This window comes from Streptomyces sp. CBMA291 (genome assembly GCF_014596525.1).
GTDB lineage: Bacteria > Actinomycetota > Actinomycetes > Streptomycetales > Streptomycetaceae > Streptomyces.
Map to the genome: position 1 here is coordinate 30,007 of NZ_MSJP01000042.1, position 17,867 is coordinate 47,873.

Genomic DNA, 17,867 nt, shown 5'->3' on the forward strand with positions numbered 1-17,867 from the left:
GTGGTTCAGATGTCCAGAATGCGGCTCTGTGGCTGGTCGGCGTCCGCTCCGGCGGCCCGGTCGGGCGCGGTGAGGGCTCGGGCCGCGGCGGAGACGTCCTCGCTCTCCTGCATCCGCCGGATCCGGGCCAGGGTGTCGAGTTCCTGCTCGGTGAAGCCGTCGCGCGAGGCACGCACGGCCGCTTCGAGGAGGACCATCACCTGCCGGATGCGCACGGCGTCCTCGGCGACACCGCGGTGCAGGGAGCGGTACGCGGTGGCGGTGGGCCCCTGCCAGCCGGCGGCGATCCTGTCGACGACCTCGTCCATACGGCGGGTCTGCCGCTCCAGATGGCGCTGCATGGCGTCGAGGTCGCCGGCCAGCCTGCCGAGGTCGTCCCCCGAGACGTCCAGATCGGCGTTCCGCATCCTGAGCCCCCGCTCGCCGTGCCTTCGCCCGCGCGTACCCGCGTGCGGCTGTCCACCCTAGGGCGCGACCGATGCCGATCGGGGCGCGGGGCTGCGAGACAGCCGGGATGCGGCGGATCGAAGGGCCCGCGGCAGCACCGCCGGACGGCCCGGCGGCGCCCGCCGGGCCTCACCCGCTCGCCGAGGGCGCCCGCGCGCCGTACCGGCTCGGCCGTGCCCAGCGGCGTCACGGTGCCTCTCGTCGCCATGGCACCGAGCTGCCAGTTGTTCGCCTCCGCTGCGCGTGGTCCCGAGGATCGGGGACATCCGGCACCTGGGCCTCAGCGACACCACCACCGGCCGACTCGCCCGGGCGCAGTGGATCGCTCCGGTGGCGGCGGGGCAGAACATGTACGGCCTCTTCCACCGCCGGGACCCGGACGTCCTCGACGCCTGCTCCCGGCAGGGCATCGCGTTCGTGCCCTTCTTCTCCCTGGAACCCTTGGGCCGCCCCGAGTCGGCCGAACCGCTCGCCCGGATCGCAGCCCGGCACGGAGCCACCCCGGCCCAGGTCGAACCCGCCTGGACGATGGCCCGGTCACCGGTGGTCCCCGCGATCCCCGGCACCTCCTCGATCGCCGCCGCGCCGTCGGCGTCGATGAAGCCCCAGGTCGCCGACCTGGGGCTTCATCGATTCAAGAGGCCCGATGGATGGGCTACGGCCTGCGGACACGTCCGTCGGGCGGGATGTGGTGGACGGCCCGGGCGAACCCGTGTCGACCGCCGTCGACCGCCTCTACCGGCACGGTGTGGCACGGCGGATCGCCGGTCGGGGGCCTCGGTCCCGGCTCCTTCACACGACCGCGACCGCCTCCAGCGGGCTCAGGGATGCCGCCCGGCGGGCCGGGACGGCGGCGGCGAGGGTGCCGATGGCGAGGGAGAGGAGGCAGACGAGGAGGAGGGTTCCCCAGGGGAGGACCAGGGTGTACTGGTCGATCGCGCCGTTGGCGAGGGAGCCGACCGCCCAGGCGCCGAACAGGCCGTCCGCCAGGCCGAGGAGGGTGCCGAAGCCCGCGACCGTCAGGGCCTCCAGGCGGATCATGCGGCGGACGCCGGAGCGGTCCATGCCGAGTGCGCGCAGGACGCCGATCTCCCGGGTGCGTTCGGCGACCGACATGGCGAGGGTGTTGACGATGCCGAGCCCGCTGATGACGACACCGATGCCGAGCATCCCGTACATCACGTTCAGCAGGTCGCCCATGGTGCCCGCGGCTTCCCGGACGAGTTGGTCGCGGTCCTGCACCGTGAGCAGCGGGTTCTCGCCCACGGCGGTGCGCAGCCGGGTCTCCAGGGCCTTGCTCGTCGTGCCGTCGGTGCGCAGCAGGACGCGCTGGACCGAGCCGGGCAGGAAGCTGTGTTCCGCGACCTCGGTGCGGTCGCCGAGGGCGTCGCGGGCGACCGGGTTGTCCTGGTAGACGCCGATGATCTCGTACTTGGCCAACTCGCCTGCGCGGCCCAGGCTTACGTCGAGCAGCCCGCCGGTCGTCACTCCGTGCTCCCGCGCGAGGGAGCTGGAGAGGGCGATCCGGCCGGGGGCCAGGCCCTCGACGGAGCCGGAGACGAAGTCGAGCTTCATGGTGTCGCGGACGGTGGCGGGGTCGACGCCGGAGATCTGTCGTACGCCCGCGCCGGTGAAGACGGTGGAGTCCGTGATCGCCGTGGCGGTCCGCACCCCCTCGGTCCCGGCGAGGCGGCGTACGGCGTCGGGGTCGATGCCCGTCATGGTGGAGCGGGTGCCGACGACGTAGTCCGCGCCGAGACCGGCCGCCGCCTGCCGGTCGAGTGCCTGACCGGTGGAGGTCCCGATGACCGCGAGCCCGGTGACGAGGCCGGTGCTGAGGAGCAGGGTGGCGGCGGTGGCGGCGGTGCGGCGCGGGTCGCGCAGGGCGTTCTCGCGGGCGAGGCGGCCGGTGACGCCGAGGCGGCCGGTCAGCCGTCCGGACAGCCGGATCACCGGCGGCGCGAGCAGCGGCGCGAGCGCGATCAGGGCGGCGACGAGCAGACCGCAGCCGGTCAGGGCGTTCCGCAGGTTCTCCTCGGAGGCGTCCTTCGCGTCGCTGAGCGAGACCAGCCAGGCCACGCCGAGCACGAGGAGCCCGAGACCGACGGCGCCCCGCAGCCGGAACCGCTGGGCGGCGGGCGGCTGTTCGGCCGTACGCATCGCCTCCACGGGCGCGGTCCGCGCGGCCCGCCGCGAGGGCAGCCAGGCGGCGAGGACGGTGACGCCGACGCCCACGCCGAGCGCCGCCGCGACCGAGCGCGGGCCGATCTCCAGGGGGCCGGTGGGCAGCGTGTTCCCGTCGGTGCCGAGGACGTGGGGAAGGGCCGCCGCGATGCCGAGACCGAGGAGGAACCCGACCGCCGACGCGATGAGGCCGACCACGGACGCTTCCAGGAGCACCGAGCGGGAGATCTGGCGGCGCGTGGCGCCGATCGCCCGCAGCAGGGCCGTCTCGCGGCTCCGGCGGGCCACCGCCATGGTGAAGGTGTTGACGATGAGGAAGGAGCCGATGAAGAGGGAGACTCCGGCGAAGACCATCGGGATCTTCTGGTAGCCCCGGGTCAGGGTGTCGACGAGGACGGCCTGCTGGGCGGCCTGCGCCTGGCCCGTGGTGGCCTCGGCGCGGTCGGCGGGGAGGACGGCCGTGACCCGGTCGGCGAGTGTGTGCGCGCCGGTGCCGGGCGTGGCGGACAGGTCGATGCCGGTGTAGTGGCCGGGGGTCGAGAACAGCTTCTGCGCGGTCGCCTTGTCGAAGAGGACGAGGGTGCCGCCCGCCGTGACCCGGGTGTCCTCGGTGGTCACGAGGCCGACGAGCCGCGCGGTCATGACCGGGCCGTCCGTGGCCAGCGTGACGGTGTCGCCGATGTGGAGCCCGCCCGCTTCGGCGGTACCGGTGTCGACGGCGATCTCGCCCGCGCGGGTGGGGGCGCGGCCTTCCGCCAGCGGATGGCGACCGTCCTCGCCGTCCTCGCCGTCCTTGCCGTTCTCGCCGGGTACGTACGCGGCGGCCAGGTTCGACCAGGCGTGCCCGGCGCGCAGCGGGGTGCCGTCGGCCGCGTTCAGGGTCGCCGAGCCGTCGACCGAGGGGCGTACGGCGGCGACGCCGGGCACCCGGGCCAGCTTCGCGGCGAGCGCGTCGTCGAGCACGCTCACCGGCGGCCCGTCCTGGGCGCCGGGCTCGGGTGCCTTCTCGGTGACGGTGACGGCGATCCCGGCGAAGCTCTTCGACGAGGCGGCGCGCTGGGCGGCGGCGGTGGTGTCCGCGAAGACGAGGGTGCCGCTGACGAACGCGACCCCCAGACAGACGGCGAGCACGGTCATGACCAGCCGGGCCTTGTGGGCCAGGAGGTTGCGCAGGGTTGTTCTCAGCATGGGGGTCTTCCAGGGCCTTGGGGGAGTGTCCGGGGCGGGATACGGGGCGCGGCGGCCGGGACGGGCGGCTCAGCCGTCGTGGGACCGCGCTCCCAGGCTCTTCATCAGGTCGAGGACGCGGTCCGGGGTGGGGCGGGCCATCTCCTCGACGAGGCGTCCGTCCGACAGGAACACCACGCGGTCGGCGTATCCGGCGGCGACGGGGTCGTGGGTGACCATGACGACGGTCTGGCCCAGTGCGCGCACCGAGTCCCGCAGGAAGCCGAGGACTTCGGCGCCCGCGCGCGAGTCGAGGTTGCCGGTGGGCTCGTCGCCGAAGACGATCGCCGGGCGGGAGGCCAGGGCGCGGGCGACGGCGACGCGCTGCTGCTGGCCGCCGGAGAGCTGCGCGGGCCGGTGGTCCAGACGCCCGGCGAGGCCGACCATGGAGACGACGCGGTCCAGCCACTCCCGGTCGGGGCGGCGCCCGGCGATGTCCAGCGGCAGGGTGATGTTCTCCAGGGCGGTGAGCGTCGGCAGCAGGTTGAACGCCTGGAAGATGAACCCGACGCGGTCCCTGCGCAGTTGGGTGAGCTGTCGGTCCCTGAGGCCGCCGAGTTCGGTGGTGCCGATGCGTACGGAGCCGGAGGTGGGCGAGTCGAGCCCGGCGGCGCAGTGCATCAGGGTCGACTTGCCGCAGCCGGAGGGGCCCATGATCGCGGTGAACTCGCCTTCCCGGAAGGCGATGTCGACCCGGTCCAGGGCGACGACCCGGGTGTCGCCCTCGCCGTAGACCTTGGACAGGTCGGTGGTGGCGGCCGCGATGCCGGTCATCGGGGGCGGCGACAGAAGGTCGGCGGACATGGTGCTCCTCTGCTCGTACGGAAAGCGCACGAGCAGCGTGCCGGGGGAACGTATCGGCACCTGGGCGACCACGTATCGACGCCCGCTCGGGTGTGTACCGGTCGTGCGACGGGGGAGAGGGGGGCGGGGATGTGGGGGTGGGGATGTGGGGGTACGGGGGTGGGGAGACGGGGTGCGCGAGAAGGGCCTCCCCAAGTGGGGGAGGCCCTGGAGGCAGGAGGGGCGCGTGCGTCCGGCTGTTACGGGCGGGGGCGGCGGGCCCTGCCGGCGGGGCGCCGGGTTCTCACGGCGGGCCCTACCGGCCGGGACCGTGGGCTCTCACGGCGGGCCCTACCGGCGGTCGGCCTGGCCGAGGACGAGGCGGGTGAGTACGCCGACAGCCAGCAGCGTTCCGCCGAGGAACAGGCCGATGACGCCGAGCACCCCGGCGGGCTGGCCCGATTCGCCCGCCGCCGTGTTCGCGGTGAGGGCGCCGACGATCAGCAGCAGGGACACGAGGGCGGTGAGCCCGCCGATGCCCCGGACGGCTTGGAGGAAGACGGTCCGCGTGCGGCTCGCGGGGGCCGTGCGGTCGGTCGGGTTCATGGTGACCTCCTCGGTTCGGGTGCGCTCAGGGTGCGCTCCGGGTGTACGTCGAAGAGTGCCGGAGGAACGTATCGGGGCCTGGGCCACGGTGTATCGGGGGCCGCTCCACTGTGTACCGACCTCCACCGTGTACCGCCCTCCGACCTCCACCGTCCACCGTGCACGGCCCTCCGACCTCCGACCTCCGACCTCCACCGTCCACCGTGTACCGACCGGACGACGGATCCGCCCCCCTCACCTCAGCCGGGCAGCCGCAGGGTGGCGACGGCGCCGCCGTCCGGTGCGTTGGACAGCCGGAGGTCGGCGCCGAGGACGCGGGCCTGGCCGAAGGCGATGGTGAGTCCGAGGCCGTGGCCCGTACCGCGTTCCCGGGCGCCGGTGTGGAAGCGGCGCGGGCCGTGCGCGAGGAGGTCGGCGGGGAAGCCGGGGCCGTGGTCGCGGACGACGACCGTCCGCCCGTCGACGGTGACCCGGACGGGGGCGCCGCCGTGCCGGTGGGCGTTGACGACGAGATTGCCGATGATCCGCTCCAGGCGGCGGGGGTCGGTCTCCACGGTCCGCGTCGGGCCCTGGCCGGTGACGTCGACGACTTCCGCCTCGAACCCCGTACGGGCCACGGCGTCGGTCACCACGGCGGCGAGCGGGACCCGGGCGTGGACCGGCTGTTCGGCGCCCGCGTCGAGCCGGGAGATCTCCAGGAGGTCCTCGACGAGGGCGCGCAGGTCGCGGATCCGGGCCCGCAGCAGGTCCTCGGTCTCCCCGTGCGGCAGGAGGTCGGTGGCGGCCAGCAACCCGCCGACGGGGGTGCGGAGTTCATGTGCCACGTCGGCGGTGAACCGGCGCTCGGTGCGCAGTCGCTGGGCGAGGGTGTCGGCCATCCGGTCGACGGTGGCGGCGATGTCCGCGACCTCGTCGTCGCCCTTGGTGGGCCCCGAGCGGGCGTCGAGGTCCCCGGCGGAGATCCGGGCCGCCGTCTCGGCGACGTGGCCGAGTCGGCGGGCGAGGAGCCCGGCGCCGTACACGGCCAGGGGGGTGGCCGCCGCGAGCGCGAGGAGCGAGGCGACGACCATGGCCGCGTCGAGCCGGGAGAGGTTGGCGTGGTCGGGGCCGAGGTTGATCTGCACGGCGAGGACGGGGCTGCCGGGTCCGCCGGTCCGCTGGGCGGCCCAGGCGCTCGGCCCCACGTTTCCCTCGACGTGCGGATCGTAGGCGGTGTGCCGGGCGGCGTCGGCCGGGTCGCGCAGGGCGGCGGGCAGGTCGTCGGGATCGAGGAGGGCGCCGTCGGTGAGGACACCGGTGCGCCGGTAGACGTCCATGGCCGCGTACACGGTGTTGAACGCCCGTGCCTCGCCGCGCCAGCGGATGTCGTGCGCGGTCCACAGATGGACGAGGACGCCGACCGCCGCGACCACGAGCAGGGCGGTGGCGGCGGCGAGCGCGGCGATCTTCCAGCGCAGCGAGGTGCGGCGGGGCCGGCGCGGGGGCGAAGGCCGGGGCGGCCGGGGCCGGGGCCGACGGGTGGCGGGCACGGTCACCGCCGGAGCTTGTATCCGAAGCCCCGGACCGTCTCGATCCGGTCGCGGCCCAGTTTCCGGCGCAGCCGCTGGACGCACAGGTCGACGACGCGGCTGTCGCCGTCCCAGCCGTACTCCCAGACGTCCCGCAGCAGGGTGTGGCGTTCCAGGACGACGCCGGGGTGGGCGGCGAACTCCAGGAGGAGCTTGAGTTCGGTCGGGGTGAGGGCGACCGGGTGGCCCGCGACGAAGACCTCCATACCGGCGGTGTCGATCCGCAGGTCCCCGAACTCCAGCACGTCCTGGTCGCCGGGCCGGTCCCCGCCGGTGGCCTGACCACCCCGGGCGGCGGGCGCGTACGTGGCGCGCCGCAGCAGCGAACGCATCCGGGCCACCAGGACGTACGTCTCCACCGGCTTGACGACGTAGTCGTCGGCGCCCGCCTCAAGACCCGCGACGACATCGAGCCCGTCGCCCCGGGCCGACATCATCAGTACGGGGATCAGGCTGGTCTCCCGGACCCGGCGGCACAGCCCGATCCCGTCGAGTCCGGGCAGCATCACGTCGAGGATCAGCAGGTCGAAGGGGTGCTCACGGAAGGCTTCGAGCCCGGCGAGCCCGTCGGCGGCGACCCGCACCTCGTAGCCGTAACGCTCCAGGGCGACGGCGAAGGACCGGCGCATCAGATCGTCGTCCTCGACGAGGAGCACGCGCGCGGTGGAGGCGGTGGAGGCGGGGGAGGCGGAGGAATCGGCCGAGCCGGTCGGGGTGGTTGAGGCGGATGGGCCGGTTGAGCCGGTTGATCCGGATGGGGTGGGGGGCTCGGGGGAGTCGGGCGAGGACAAGAGGGCGGCTCCTGTTCGTGCGAGGGGGGCGGAGGACCCTGGCCCCCGTACACCGGTCGCGGGCGCGGCCACGCCACGACCGGAACAATACGGCAGAGAGCGGACACCCCTCCGTGCCGCCGCCACCCCGGGAAACCGCCGCCGCCACCCTCGAACCCAAGAGAAACCCCAGGTGAGACCAGATGAGACCAGGTGCGCCCTCCCCCGAAAGTCCCGCACGGCCCGCCCTCCCGGCTCCCCTCCGATACGGTCCCGAGCGCTGCCCGACACGCGATGGATACACGGGGTGGATACACGGGGTGGCCAGGAAAAGCGCTTGTCGACAGTGCCCGCTCGCGTCCAGGCTGACCCGAGCCTGGCCCCGGGTCGGAGGACAGAGGCCAAGGACCACCCGAGCGGGCCCCCGTACAGGGATCTCGTACGTCGAAGAGAAAACACGGATGAGTCCGAGGAGGCATAGAGATGAGTCCACTGGTCCCCGCCGACCCGACCATGCTGCACCCCATGCCCGGCCAGCCCCGGGTGGTCCAGCTGAAGCCGCTGGTCACCTCGCCGTTGATCGAGGTCGGGGAGTACTCGTACTACGACGACCCGGATGATCCGACCGCGTTCGAGACGCGCAATGTGCTCTACCACTACGGGCCGGAGAAGCTGGTCATCGGGAAGTTCTGCGCGCTGGGCACGGGCGTGCGGTTCGTCATGAACGGTGCCAACCACCGTATGGACGGCCCTTCGACCTTCCCCTTCCCCATTCTGGGCGGTTCGTGGGCCGATCACTTCGACCTGCTGACGGGGCTGCCGGTGCGCGGTGACACCGTCGTCGGCAACGATGTGTGGTTCGGCCACGGTGTCACGGTGATGCCCGGCGTGCGCATCGGCCACGGCGCGATCGTCGCGACGGGCGCCGTGGTCGTCTCGGACGTCCCGGACTACGGCGTCGTCGGCGGCAACCCGGCCCGGCTCATCCGTACCCGGTACGCGGACGGGGACATCGCCCGGCTCCTCGCGGTGGCCTGGTGGGACTGGCCCGCCGAGCACATCACCGCCCATGTCCGCACCCTGATGTCCGGCAGCGTCGACGACCTGGAGAAGGCGGCCCCGGCGCGGGCGTAGAAGCCTTCCACCGTTTTCCCTCCCAAGGAGCGATATGACAAGCAGATGGACCGAACTGGCCGTCGACTGCCACGACCCCGAGCGGCTCGCGGCGTTCTGGTGCGAGGTGCTGGGCTTCACGGTGATCGACCGGTCGGAGGACGCGGTGGAGATCGGCTCGTGGACGCCGACGGTGGAGGACGTACGGGCCCGCCAGTCGGCCCCCACCCTGGTCTTCCTCCGGGTGCCCGAGGGCAAGACAGTGAAGAACCGGCTGCACCTCGACGTCAGCCCGATCGACGACAGCACCGAGGGCGAGGTGACCCGCCTGCTCGCCCTGGGCGCCACCCGAGTGGACGTGGGCCAGGGCCCCGGCCGCAGCTGGGTGGTGATGGCCGACCCGGAGGGCAACGAGTTCGACGTACTGCGCACGCTGGCACCGGAGAGACGGGAGGCGGGAGAATCACGAGGATAGGTTCTCGACAGTACGAGGATTCAGAGGTACGGGGCGAACGCGGTCTCCAGACGCTCGACGGCATCGTCGTGATCGCGCGCGTGCGGGCGCATCACCCACAGGTCCTCGCGGAAGGGCGTGAACCCCAGGGACTGCCAGGTGCGTTGGACGACGGCCTTCTCCCGGGCCTCCCGCGCGGCGTCGTCCCGGTCGCCGTCCGGGAGGTCGATCGGGTAGGGATGGGTCGCGACGATCGCCGCCTGACCGGCCACCCAGCGGAGCAGGTGGCCGATCAACAACCGGCCGACGCCGCCGAGTCCCCGCCACGCGGGGGCGATCCGGACCTGGTCGATGATGACGACCTGGTCGCCGTTGACGAGGCTTTCCTCCAGCTCGGGGTGCAGACCGAGTTCACCGGTCTGCTCGAAGAGCGGGGCGAAGTGCTCGTAGCCCGCGTCGCGCGAGTCCAGCGATTCGAGGATGCCGTCGATGCGCCACAGGTCCAGCGTGAGGCCGGACATGTCGAGGATCGTCAGCTCCTGGTACGCACCCCGGGACGACAGGCCCAGCGAGACACCGGGGGCCAGCAGCCGCGCGTTCTCCGCCAGGGCCTCCTCGTCGCCCGGTTCCCGCAGGGGCAGGACGGCGCGGCAGTTCCAGTCGAGCCGCGCGGGATCGCCGTGAGCGCCGGACGCGACGAGGGGGGCGGACGAGTGGAAACGTAACTCCAGACGGTCCAGCCGCGTCACGAGGTCCACCCCGGAGGGCGTGGCATCGGTCATGGGACCCCACGCTAGCCACGGGGCGTGCCTTGCAGGGGGCGATTGAGGAGACGGGCGGGGATCCGCGGAGATCGACGGGGATCCGCGGAGCGTCCGGCCCGGGATGTCACTGGAGCAGGCTCGTGACCGCCGGAGGGAGGATGCCGCGCAGGTCGGTGATGCGGACGTGCCGGGCGTGCGTGGCCGTGAACTCGTGGATCGGGACGTCCGGTGACCCGAAGGCGCTGTGGAAGGTGCGTAGCGCCCCGGGTGAACGGTCAAGGGCCCAGGCGGCGGTGGAGTTGCTGGAGCGCAGAAAGCGGATGGGTTCGGGGCCGACGACGTAGAGATCGGCCTGCCGACCGGAGCGGTCGGCAGCGAGCATCGCCAGGTCCTTGAAGGTCTGGCGCTTGCGGGCGGCGTCTGCGCCACGCCACCGGGCGAGTTTGAACTCCGCCACCCGCTGGTCGGTTTCGAGATCGTACGGCCGACTCGGGTCGTTGCCCGCTCCCAGGGAAGGCCGCTTGACGATCGTCTCGCCTTCATCGAGCACATGAGGGACGGTGAGCATGATCCCTGCGGCATGGATGAGGTCATTGAGCCGCCCGAGGCTTTCGCGGACGGTGAGCGCGGAGACGAGAAGCTCGGCGCCGACACCACCATCAGCGGCGGCGACAGCCGCGTGCCGGGCGTCGGCCCCGTGAAGCCGGTGCTCCAGGGCGGCGATCGCCGCCGTCAGTGGCTGCTGGTCGAGGAACTGCGCGAGCACGGCGACCGCCGCCCCCAGATCCACGGGCGTCGGGGGCTGCGGTCGGCTCTCGGTCTCGTCCACGACGCCCATTGTGCCCGGGGGTGGTTTCCTTGGGGATCGGCCTCGGCCCGTGGGCGGACGGCGGGAATCGCGAACTTGCGCCACAAGCTGGGGAAGGGCGAGGTCGGGGGGCGGTCGGCTGAGCCTGAAGGGACCGCTATCCCAGGACACCGAGTTGTCGCTCGGTACGCTCAAGCCAGCTTCGGTACCAGTGCGCGAAGTCGTGCCCGGTCGGCTCGATGCCCCGGTCCATCGGTCGTAGATCCTCCCAGATGGCACCTCGATACGGGCCCGTCATCACCAGCAGCGACGTATAGCCGCATCCCTGCTCGCTGAGGAACACCGCGCCCGCTCCCTGCGCGTCGTGCAGCTCCTCGTAGCGCGCCATCCAGGCGGTGTGGGCGTGAAAGAACTCCTCGTCGGTCGCGAAGGATTCCGCCTCGGGCTCCTGAGCGCCGAACGCGTCGAAATCGTCCCGCAACGCCTCAGCCTTGAAGGGCCGTCCGGCGTATTCGGCGGTGGTCGGCTGGGTGGAGAGCGCGAGCCCGATGCCACGCCACTGCCACCCGTCGTCGCCCAAGGACGGTGTCACCAGACCGTAGTGGGGGCCGGCCCCACCTGCTCCGACCTGTAGGAGAAAGCCGCGGTACTGCGCGGGCAGACCGACGCCCAGGTCCGCTTCCAGCGCCCGGAGCTGCGCCTCGTCCATGACCGTCCCAAGGCGAAAGCCATGCCCCAGCACACCGAAGACCTCGCCGGCTTCCGGGTGTTCGGCAAGCCGGAGCACCCGGTCCCGCACCCCCACCCAGGTGAACTCGTCCATGGGTACACGCTAGTGAGACGGCCGGGGGTGGGGGAAGGCGACGAGAGCGCGTCCCGGGCCGGGGCCGAGAGGGTGAGGGAGGGTACGGAAGACGGCTTCGTCGCCGGACCGGCCGAGCCAGGCGGATGACGGGAATCGAACCTGCGCTGCAAGCTTGGGAATCACCCGGCACTTGGGCCCACTTATGGCCTCTCACCTGCGCGAGCGTTCTGCGCTGGCTGCGGCTGAGCCGCTTCGTCCTGTCCTCGGCTGACTGCTGTTCACCGTCTCTAGTGGCACGTAGCGGCACGCCCTCTTGGGTGCCGCGCGGGTGCCTCGGTGACCACCTCCTGCCGGGGCGAGACATCAGATCGGGACAACAGCGGAACCTCAGGTCTTGGACCTGGGGCTGCTGTTCACCGCTCCCAGGGACATGGTTGGGGCGCGGAGTGCGGAGGGCCCCACCCTGCGGAGATTCGATTGTTCGAGCCGGTCCGGCCACGATCTACTCAACCCGGCGCCGTTTTCAGTGCCTCCCCCTAAGGTCACCGCATGACGACATTCCGTTCCGGTTTCACGCTCTGGCAGATGGTCAGCGGGGCTCGGGAGCTCACTGAGCACCCGAGCGTGCGGGAGCGCATCGACGCAGTGCTGAGCGTCATGGGTCCTGCCTTCGGCGGGACCGGGTACGGCAAGGGCAGGCCGTTGGTGAACGCCTTGGAAGACGTTGCCCAAGAATCGCTCCTGATCGGAAACTTCGCTCTTGCGCAGCGGTTCCAGCGCTTCGCCGCATACGCCGGCGGCGAACTGTTCCTTGAAATCCTGGAGAACTACTACGACGAGGATGCTCGGCATCGTAGCGAGGAAGGCATGCGCAGGCTGGTGGCCATGGGCGCCGATCGAGCGGTGGCTGTTCTGGACGCCCTCTCCAAGGACAACCCCGAGGCGACGGTGGCCGATGCACGGGACCTCTTTCGCGGTATAGCCCTGTCCGTGGACCACTTGGGCCTCGGTACAGGGGAGGGTGGGATTCGGCTGCCCACTCGAGAGAGGAGGCGACTCCAGCAGTACGGGCACATGGAGCTGGTCCTGAGGAACCTGCCGCGACCGGCCTCGACCGAGGCAGCGCGGATGGTGGGCGACTTCCTCGCGGATGCCGACGCGGGGTTGCTCGCTCAGTTGCTGGAGCTGAAGGCCCGGCGAGCGGGTCTCGACGCTCTGCGTGCTGTGGTGGAGGACGATACGAGTTCGGAGAGCGCCCTTCACGCCCGTCTGAAGAATCAGGAATGGATCTTCGGCGGTGCCTATGTGGCAGAACTGGCACGTCGGCAGTACACCGAAGACGCGATTCTGGATATCCCGCTTCTGCGTGGTGATGGGTCTCTTCACGTGGTGGAACTCAAGCGTGCCAACATCAAGGATCTGGTGATTCGCCGCAGCGGCCACCTCATGTTGGGTGCCGCGGCCCACCACGCGGTGTCGCAGGCGCAGAACTACCTCCGCACCATGGACGAGAACCGCAAGGCCATCCTCGCGGACCATGGAGTCGATACCCGTAGAGCCTCGGCAACGGTTGTGATCGGGCACCCGCGATTTGTCAGTGGGGGCATCACCCCCCAGGACATCGCGGAGACACTCCGCACCTACAACACACACACGGCACGCATTGAAGTGATCACGTACGAGACCCTGCTGGAGTCAGCAGCCCGGATGCTGGCCCTCGCATCGGCGCAGCAGAATCAGGACCTGACCGAGGAGCCCACGGCATGACCGAAGACAACCGACCTGGGATCGAACAACTCCTCGCCCGCCTGTGCGGTGGCGTGATTACAGGCAAGGACTACGTCGGCTACTTCCTCAACGAGCACGGAGAAGAGCTCGTCTTTGCCCAGCGCCGGGGAGAGAAGACCGCCCGGTTTTGGCACAGCGACGCCGACTGGCAGATGTTTCGCGTCGGCGACCACTCAGTACGGGTCGGCAGCGTGATGGGCGGAGTGATCACCGTCGGCGACCTGATCGTCGATCGCAATGAGGCGACATGGCTGTCCTCATGCCTTGCTGCCTCCCGCCACCTGCGTCAGAAGCGCGGCTGACGCGTCGCTCGGAGAATGGACAACAACAAAGCCCCAGGTCCCTGACCTGAGGCTTTGTAGAAGAGCGGATGACGGGAATCGAACCCGCGCTATAAGCTTGGGAATCACCCGGCGCTCGAGTCTTCATTCAGCAGCTGACCTGCGGAAACGGTTGGTTACGGCAAGGTGGGTGCCGTCTTCCCGGGGCTGCTGGTGACCGCTGTTAACCGCTCCAACTGGCAGCTTGTGGCACGGACGTGGTCTCAGTGTGGCCTCTGGCATCGACGTCAGGCGTGCATGCCCATAGCAAGGCCTCTGGATGTGCCCTCTGCTTGGCAGAGCAGGTGTGGGCTATTGGGCACCTTCCCGCGACATGGAGGTCGTCGATTCGGGGATACGCCAGACGATTCGGACCTGTTCTTCGAGAGGAAGTGAAGGGCCGCCAACGTAGATGGTATGGATGAGGTAGAGGACGGCCAGCCGGTACGCCTCCGGCTCGATGTCCTCCACTGACTCGGTGGTAGCCCTGCTGAGCCTGTTCACCTGGCGGACGACACGCGGCTCGGTTTCGAGGAAGCCGAGTTCGGCGACCAGGCCCGGTTCCAGATCGAGCTCCTCTCGCATCGCCTGGATCGAGCGTTGCATGAGGTCTGGTTCGGCTTCGATGCGGTCGAGAATGCGATCGAGCACGTATGTGTGGATGACGTCGGCTTCGATCCTGCCGTGCTCCTCGGGTTCCTCTCCGGTGCAACTGGGGCACCCACTGCACTCGGCGCGTTCGACGAGGCCATCCTCTGGACCCTGGTCAGCCTGCCGGGCGGACATGAAGCACGCAGCCACCCACATAGTCTCGGACCGGTTCAACTCCAGCTCCTCTGCGGTCCACAGATCGAGGTCCGGCTCGCTGTTGCTCAATTCCTCTGGTATCGGGATCTCGGAGCGCATCAGCGACTCCAGGGTGACCCAGGCCGGCTCCCAATCCCGAGCGCTGAGCAGCAGCGTCGCCAGCCTGTCACCCGGACGCTTCCAGAAAATGAGGTCATCGTCATCGCCGTTGACGAAGTGCTGGACGTGATCTGCTGGGTCAAATTCCGTTCCGGACATTTCCCCGAGGTGGGTGAGGAAAGCCTGTCGACCCCGGTAGCGCCCGACATAGCGGCGCGCCTGGGCTATGAAGGAGTCCATGGTGCTGTCGTTCAGCACCGCGTTGGGGCTGATGCCGATGAAGCGGGGGGGATTGAAGAGGCCGAAGCGGCGTAGTTGTTGGGTGGCGTTCGCCCAGTACAGGTTCTTGGTGTCGGGGTCGTACACCACGCAGTAGACAGGGATGTTCCCCTCTGCCCAGGTGTCTCCGTGTCGGTCGACAGGTACTGCGTAGCCGTTTCCTCGGCGCCAGCTTTCCCCGCCCTTAACCTGAACCTTGATCGTGTCGCTCGTGATGGCGCCCTCATCGGTGAAGGTGACGTAGAGATCCTCGCCGAAGTCGTTCTGCCCTGATATCTCCTGAACGATGTGATCATGCTCCTCAAGCAGCGTGCGCAGCGCGTTCACTGCGGCCTGCCCCACGCGCCGCCCTTTGGGGATCTTCGGCATGTCACTCTCTCCAGAGGATTCTCGTCTGCTCTGGCGGACCGTGCTGGCACCGCCATCGGTCACCTTGCATCACCCATCTGACATCGCACCCCGGGGCTGGGTGGGCAGTCGAGCCGCTGGGGTAGCGATGTCAGCCTGCGGGCAGGGGGGATCGCGGTGCGGAGGTGGTGCAACGCGCCTAGAGAGGTCTGGACAACGACGAAGGCCCAGGTCCCTGACCTGGGGCTTCGTAGAAGAGCGGATGACGGGAATCGAACCAGCGCTATAAGCTTGGGAATCACCGCCGCCCAGCTCGATCATCCCGCTTCTGACCTGCGGGAACATGCTCTGGTGGCGCTCATCCCACAAGCTCTTGGGCACCCGTGTCGACCGCTGTTGTCCATCCTGAAGGGCACGCTTGGGGCACGAGACGCGGACCCCGTCCTCACACCCCGACTGCCCACCGGACGGTCGCGACCGCGCCCAGGAGGAGCGGTGGAGCGAGCCACCAGGGGCCCATGGCGCGACGGATCGACGGAAGCAGAGTGATCAGCAGGGCGAGTCCGCTCGCGGCGATGGCGAGGACACAGGACAACTCGATCCCGGCCTGTGCTTCGTCGTCCCAGCTGCCTGCGGGCCGGATCGTGAGAGCCGTGTACACGAACCATGCGGCGATGGCGTGGAGGAGCACCAGCGGGACCGCCATGACCCACCGCAGGCAGCCGTCATCACCGGCCGCCCCAGCGGCGTCGGGCCGATCGGACATCACTGGAGAGCTCCCTTGGCTTCGTCGAGGTTCCTGGTGAAGGCCCGTCCGTAGGCCTGGGCGTCATCGCCCTGCCAGTACGGTCCACCGTTGTACCGTGCCGCCAGTTCCTGGCGCTGCTCGGGCGTCATCTGCTCGGGGGGAACGTCGGCGAACTCGCTCTCGGCCTTGAGCTGGGCCAGGTACTCCGCCGCGATGAAGATGTTCTGCCCCGGGTCCTGGAGGGACTCCTCCACGATGGCTCGCTGCTGTTCGGTCATGTTCTGGGGGTCGTAGCCGAGCACTTCGGCTCCGCGGCGCACCTGGATGGCGATGGGGCCGAAGGACGTTTCGTCCGGGGTTCCGCCGAGGCGCCACGGGAGGTTCTCCGGGGCGACCGGGCTCAGCCCCCAGGGCGCGTCGGCCTGCTCGCGGATCGTGTCCGTGAGGTCGTCGAGAATGCCGGGCTGTCCACCGATCTCCTGCCAAGCGATCCCGGCGACCACGTCCGCCGGCAATCCGGAGTTCTTCGCTGCGGCTTGAATGATCTCCTTGTTCGCGCTGATCCAGTCCTTCCGGTCCTGGCTCGACGACGGTGGACTCCAGTAGCTGTCCTCTGCGTCCGGCAGCGCGGACAACCGCGTCCGGATGTCGTGAAGTATCGGCGAGACCGGGGTGGTGCCGATCCCTCCGGCGTAGTCCTGCTTCGGTGGGCTACCGGGCAGGTGTGTGAGGGGATTGCCGCTGGCCTCCGTGGCCTCGCTCCTCAGGGACGCGATGGCCGCCACGATGTCCACGCGCTGGACGGAGCCCATGCGGAATTCGGGCAGTAGCTCGTACGCCCGCTTCAGTCCATGGACGCACAGGTCACGGGCTTCCTTCTCGGTCGTCCGAGCGAGGTGGAACGCGCCCCCCGCCGCATCGTGGAGCCTATTCGCCTCTTCCCGGATGTCGTCGACGTCCATGGTGAGTTCGGCGAGGAAGTCGAGGACACCTGTGGTGGCTCGCATGTCCTCCCATTGGCGCATGGGTTCGGCGTCCTGTGCCGCACGTGTGATCGCGGTGCCCTTGGTGCCGATAAGGGCGGCAAGGCTGCGCTCGTTGGCCTTGCCGTCCGAGTAGTGACTCTTGGCCGTCTCCAGCGCCCACGCATAGCTTCGCAGGGCGCCGGCTGCGTGCCCGTAGCCCTCGGCGATGTGCTGCATGAGTTTGCGTGCCTCGGCGAGCCGAGACACGTAGTGCTGACTGCCTTCGCTGTGCCAGTGCGTCCGCTTCTCCGCGCGCTCGGTCGGTGCGTCGACCTCGACCAGCATGTCGTGGAGGCGCTTGAACTCGTCGGCGTTCCGCTCGACGAGGGCGGGGTTGCAGCCTTCGAGGAACTCGACGTCCTTGCGGTAGCTCAGGCCGGTCACTTCGCCCCCGGGGCCACGTACTGGCCATCGCTCAGGACGTTGTCGAGGAAGCGACGGGTATGGGCGTCGTCCACGGCGACGAAGTCGGTCCCAGTGGTCTTGAGACGGGTGGCGAGCGCGGCGAGAAGCGCGACCGTGTCCAGGAACTGATCGTTGGCGAACCGACCGAAACGCTCTACTCGAGCGGCGACTTCGGCAGGGGATCTCGGGGCGCGCGCCATGGTTCCGAGATCACCGTCAGGCCTGCCTTCGTGGAGGAAGCCCGCGATCTCGATCAGCAGGTTCGCGTTCCCGTTGATGGAATCCGTGTTGTAGTCGAGCGTTCCGCCCGTGGTGGCACCGCCCTGATCCACGGGAAGCTGGTTGAGCCGCATGGCGGTCGGGCCGCCTAAGAGGAGCTAACAGAAAGCTTCGTTGAACCCATGTCTCCTTCCTCGGTTGCTCGTTGAGCGGGTTATGGGGAAGGGGAAGGGGCCTCCGTGGGTGGTGTCGGATGATCTGTGGGGGCGGATCGAGCCGTTGCTGCCGGTCAGGCAGCGC

General features: G+C 70.1%; 17 protein-coding genes and 1 pseudogene. 5 read left to right on the forward strand and 13 right to left on the reverse strand.

Annotation, left to right across the window (positions count from 1 at the left end; translation table 11 throughout):
* Positions 1–5: 5 nt before the first annotated feature.
* Positions 6–407, reverse strand: coding sequence for a WXG100 family type VII secretion target (locus BU197_RS11880; protein ID WP_188268214.1), 402 nt, complete (start codon positions 405–407; stop codon positions 6–8).
* A gap of 283 nt (positions 408–690) precedes the next feature.
* Between BU197_RS11880 and BU197_RS31465 the strand changes: the two are divergent.
* Positions 691–1,014, forward strand: a pseudogene (locus tag BU197_RS31465) (aldo/keto reductase); the annotation flags it as partial.
* A gap of 225 nt (positions 1,015–1,239) precedes the next feature.
* On the opposite strand, the gene BU197_RS11890 reads toward BU197_RS31465, so the two are convergent.
* The 5 genes from BU197_RS11890 to cseB form a co-directional block, all read right to left on the reverse strand.
* Positions 1,240–3,819, reverse strand: coding sequence for an ABC transporter permease (locus BU197_RS11890; RefSeq protein WP_188268215.1), 2,580 nt, complete (start codon positions 3,817–3,819; stop codon positions 1,240–1,242).
* 69 nt (positions 3,820–3,888) lie between these two features.
* The gene (locus BU197_RS11895; RefSeq protein ID WP_188268216.1) at positions 3,889–4,662 is read right to left on the reverse strand and encodes an ABC transporter ATP-binding protein; all 774 of its coding nucleotides are present in this window, start codon (positions 4,660–4,662) and stop codon (positions 3,889–3,891) included.
* 330 nt (positions 4,663–4,992) lie between these two features.
* On the reverse strand, positions 4,993–5,247 hold the full coding sequence (locus BU197_RS11900; protein ID WP_188268217.1) for a hypothetical protein: 255 nt from the start codon (positions 5,245–5,247) through the stop codon (positions 4,993–4,995).
* A gap of 239 nt (positions 5,248–5,486) precedes the next feature.
* Positions 5,487–6,782: a HAMP domain-containing sensor histidine kinase gene (locus BU197_RS11905; protein ID WP_317452225.1), complete on the reverse strand. Its 1,296-nt coding sequence runs from the start codon at positions 6,780–6,782 to the stop codon at positions 5,487–5,489.
* Positions 6,779–7,444: a two-component system response regulator CseB gene (gene cseB / locus BU197_RS11910; protein ID WP_411158478.1), complete on the reverse strand. Its 666-nt coding sequence runs from the start codon at positions 7,442–7,444 to the stop codon at positions 6,779–6,781. The genes BU197_RS11905 and cseB overlap by 4 nt, the downstream gene beginning before the upstream one ends.
* Positions 7,445–8,068: 624 nt before the next feature.
* Here cseB and BU197_RS11915 point away from each other — a divergent pair.
* Complete coding sequence (locus BU197_RS11915) at positions 8,069–8,719, forward strand: CatB-related O-acetyltransferase (protein ID WP_188268219.1); 651 nt, start codon at positions 8,069–8,071, stop codon at positions 8,717–8,719.
* Positions 8,720–8,753: 34 nt separating this feature from the next.
* Positions 8,754–9,173 (forward strand): VOC family protein, encoded by a 420-nt coding sequence (locus BU197_RS11920; RefSeq protein ID WP_188268220.1) that lies wholly within the window; start codon positions 8,754–8,756, stop codon positions 9,171–9,173.
* A gap of 20 nt (positions 9,174–9,193) precedes the next feature.
* On the opposite strand, the gene BU197_RS11925 is transcribed toward BU197_RS11920, so the two are convergent.
* The 3 genes from BU197_RS11925 to BU197_RS11935 all read right to left on the reverse strand — a co-directional run bounded on the left by BU197_RS11925 (position 9,194) and on the right by BU197_RS11935 (position 11,547).
* Positions 9,194–9,934 (reverse strand): hypothetical protein, encoded by a 741-nt coding sequence (locus BU197_RS11925; RefSeq protein WP_188268221.1) that lies wholly within the window; start codon positions 9,932–9,934, stop codon positions 9,194–9,196.
* Positions 9,935–10,040: 106 nt separating this feature from the next.
* Complete coding sequence (locus BU197_RS11930; protein ID WP_411158477.1) at positions 10,041–10,754, reverse strand: PE-PGRS family protein; 714 nt, start codon at positions 10,752–10,754, stop codon at positions 10,041–10,043.
* A 127-nt stretch (positions 10,755–10,881) separates the two neighbouring features.
* A complete protein-coding gene (locus BU197_RS11935; RefSeq protein ID WP_188268223.1) occupies positions 10,882–11,547 on the reverse strand; it encodes a hypothetical protein in 666 nt (221 codons plus the stop codon).
* A 531-nt stretch (positions 11,548–12,078) separates the two neighbouring features.
* Here BU197_RS11935 and BU197_RS11940 point away from each other — a divergent pair.
* Positions 12,079–13,296, forward strand: a complete 1,218-nt coding sequence (locus BU197_RS11940) for a Shedu anti-phage system protein SduA domain-containing protein (RefSeq protein WP_188268224.1) — start codon at positions 12,079–12,081, stop codon at positions 13,294–13,296.
* Positions 13,293–13,619, forward strand: a complete 327-nt coding sequence (locus tag BU197_RS11945; RefSeq protein ID WP_188268225.1) for a hypothetical protein — start codon at positions 13,293–13,295, stop codon at positions 13,617–13,619. The genes BU197_RS11940 and BU197_RS11945 overlap by 4 nt, the downstream gene beginning before the upstream one ends.
* Positions 13,620–13,949: 330 nt before the next feature.
* Here the strand turns inward: BU197_RS11945 and BU197_RS11950 are convergent, their stop codons facing one another.
* The 4 genes from BU197_RS11950 to BU197_RS11965 all read right to left on the reverse strand — a co-directional run bounded on the left by BU197_RS11950 (position 13,950) and on the right by BU197_RS11965 (position 17,701).
* A complete protein-coding gene (locus BU197_RS11950; RefSeq protein WP_188268226.1) occupies positions 13,950–15,191 on the reverse strand; it encodes a DUF4365 domain-containing protein in 1,242 nt (413 codons plus the stop codon).
* Positions 15,192–15,615: 424 nt separating this feature from the next.
* Entirely contained in the window at positions 15,616–15,936 is a 321-nt protein-coding gene (locus BU197_RS11955) for a hypothetical protein (RefSeq protein WP_188268227.1), read from the reverse strand.
* A complete protein-coding gene (locus BU197_RS11960) occupies positions 15,936–17,327 on the reverse strand; it encodes a hypothetical protein (protein ID WP_188268228.1) in 1,392 nt (463 codons plus the stop codon). The genes BU197_RS11955 and BU197_RS11960 overlap by 1 nt, the downstream gene beginning before the upstream one ends.
* Positions 17,324–17,701: a hypothetical protein gene (locus tag BU197_RS11965; RefSeq protein WP_188268229.1), complete on the reverse strand. Its 378-nt coding sequence runs from the start codon at positions 17,699–17,701 to the stop codon at positions 17,324–17,326. Before BU197_RS11965 ends, BU197_RS11960 begins: the two co-directional genes overlap by 4 nt.
* Between the last annotated feature and the right edge of the window lie 166 nt (positions 17,702–17,867).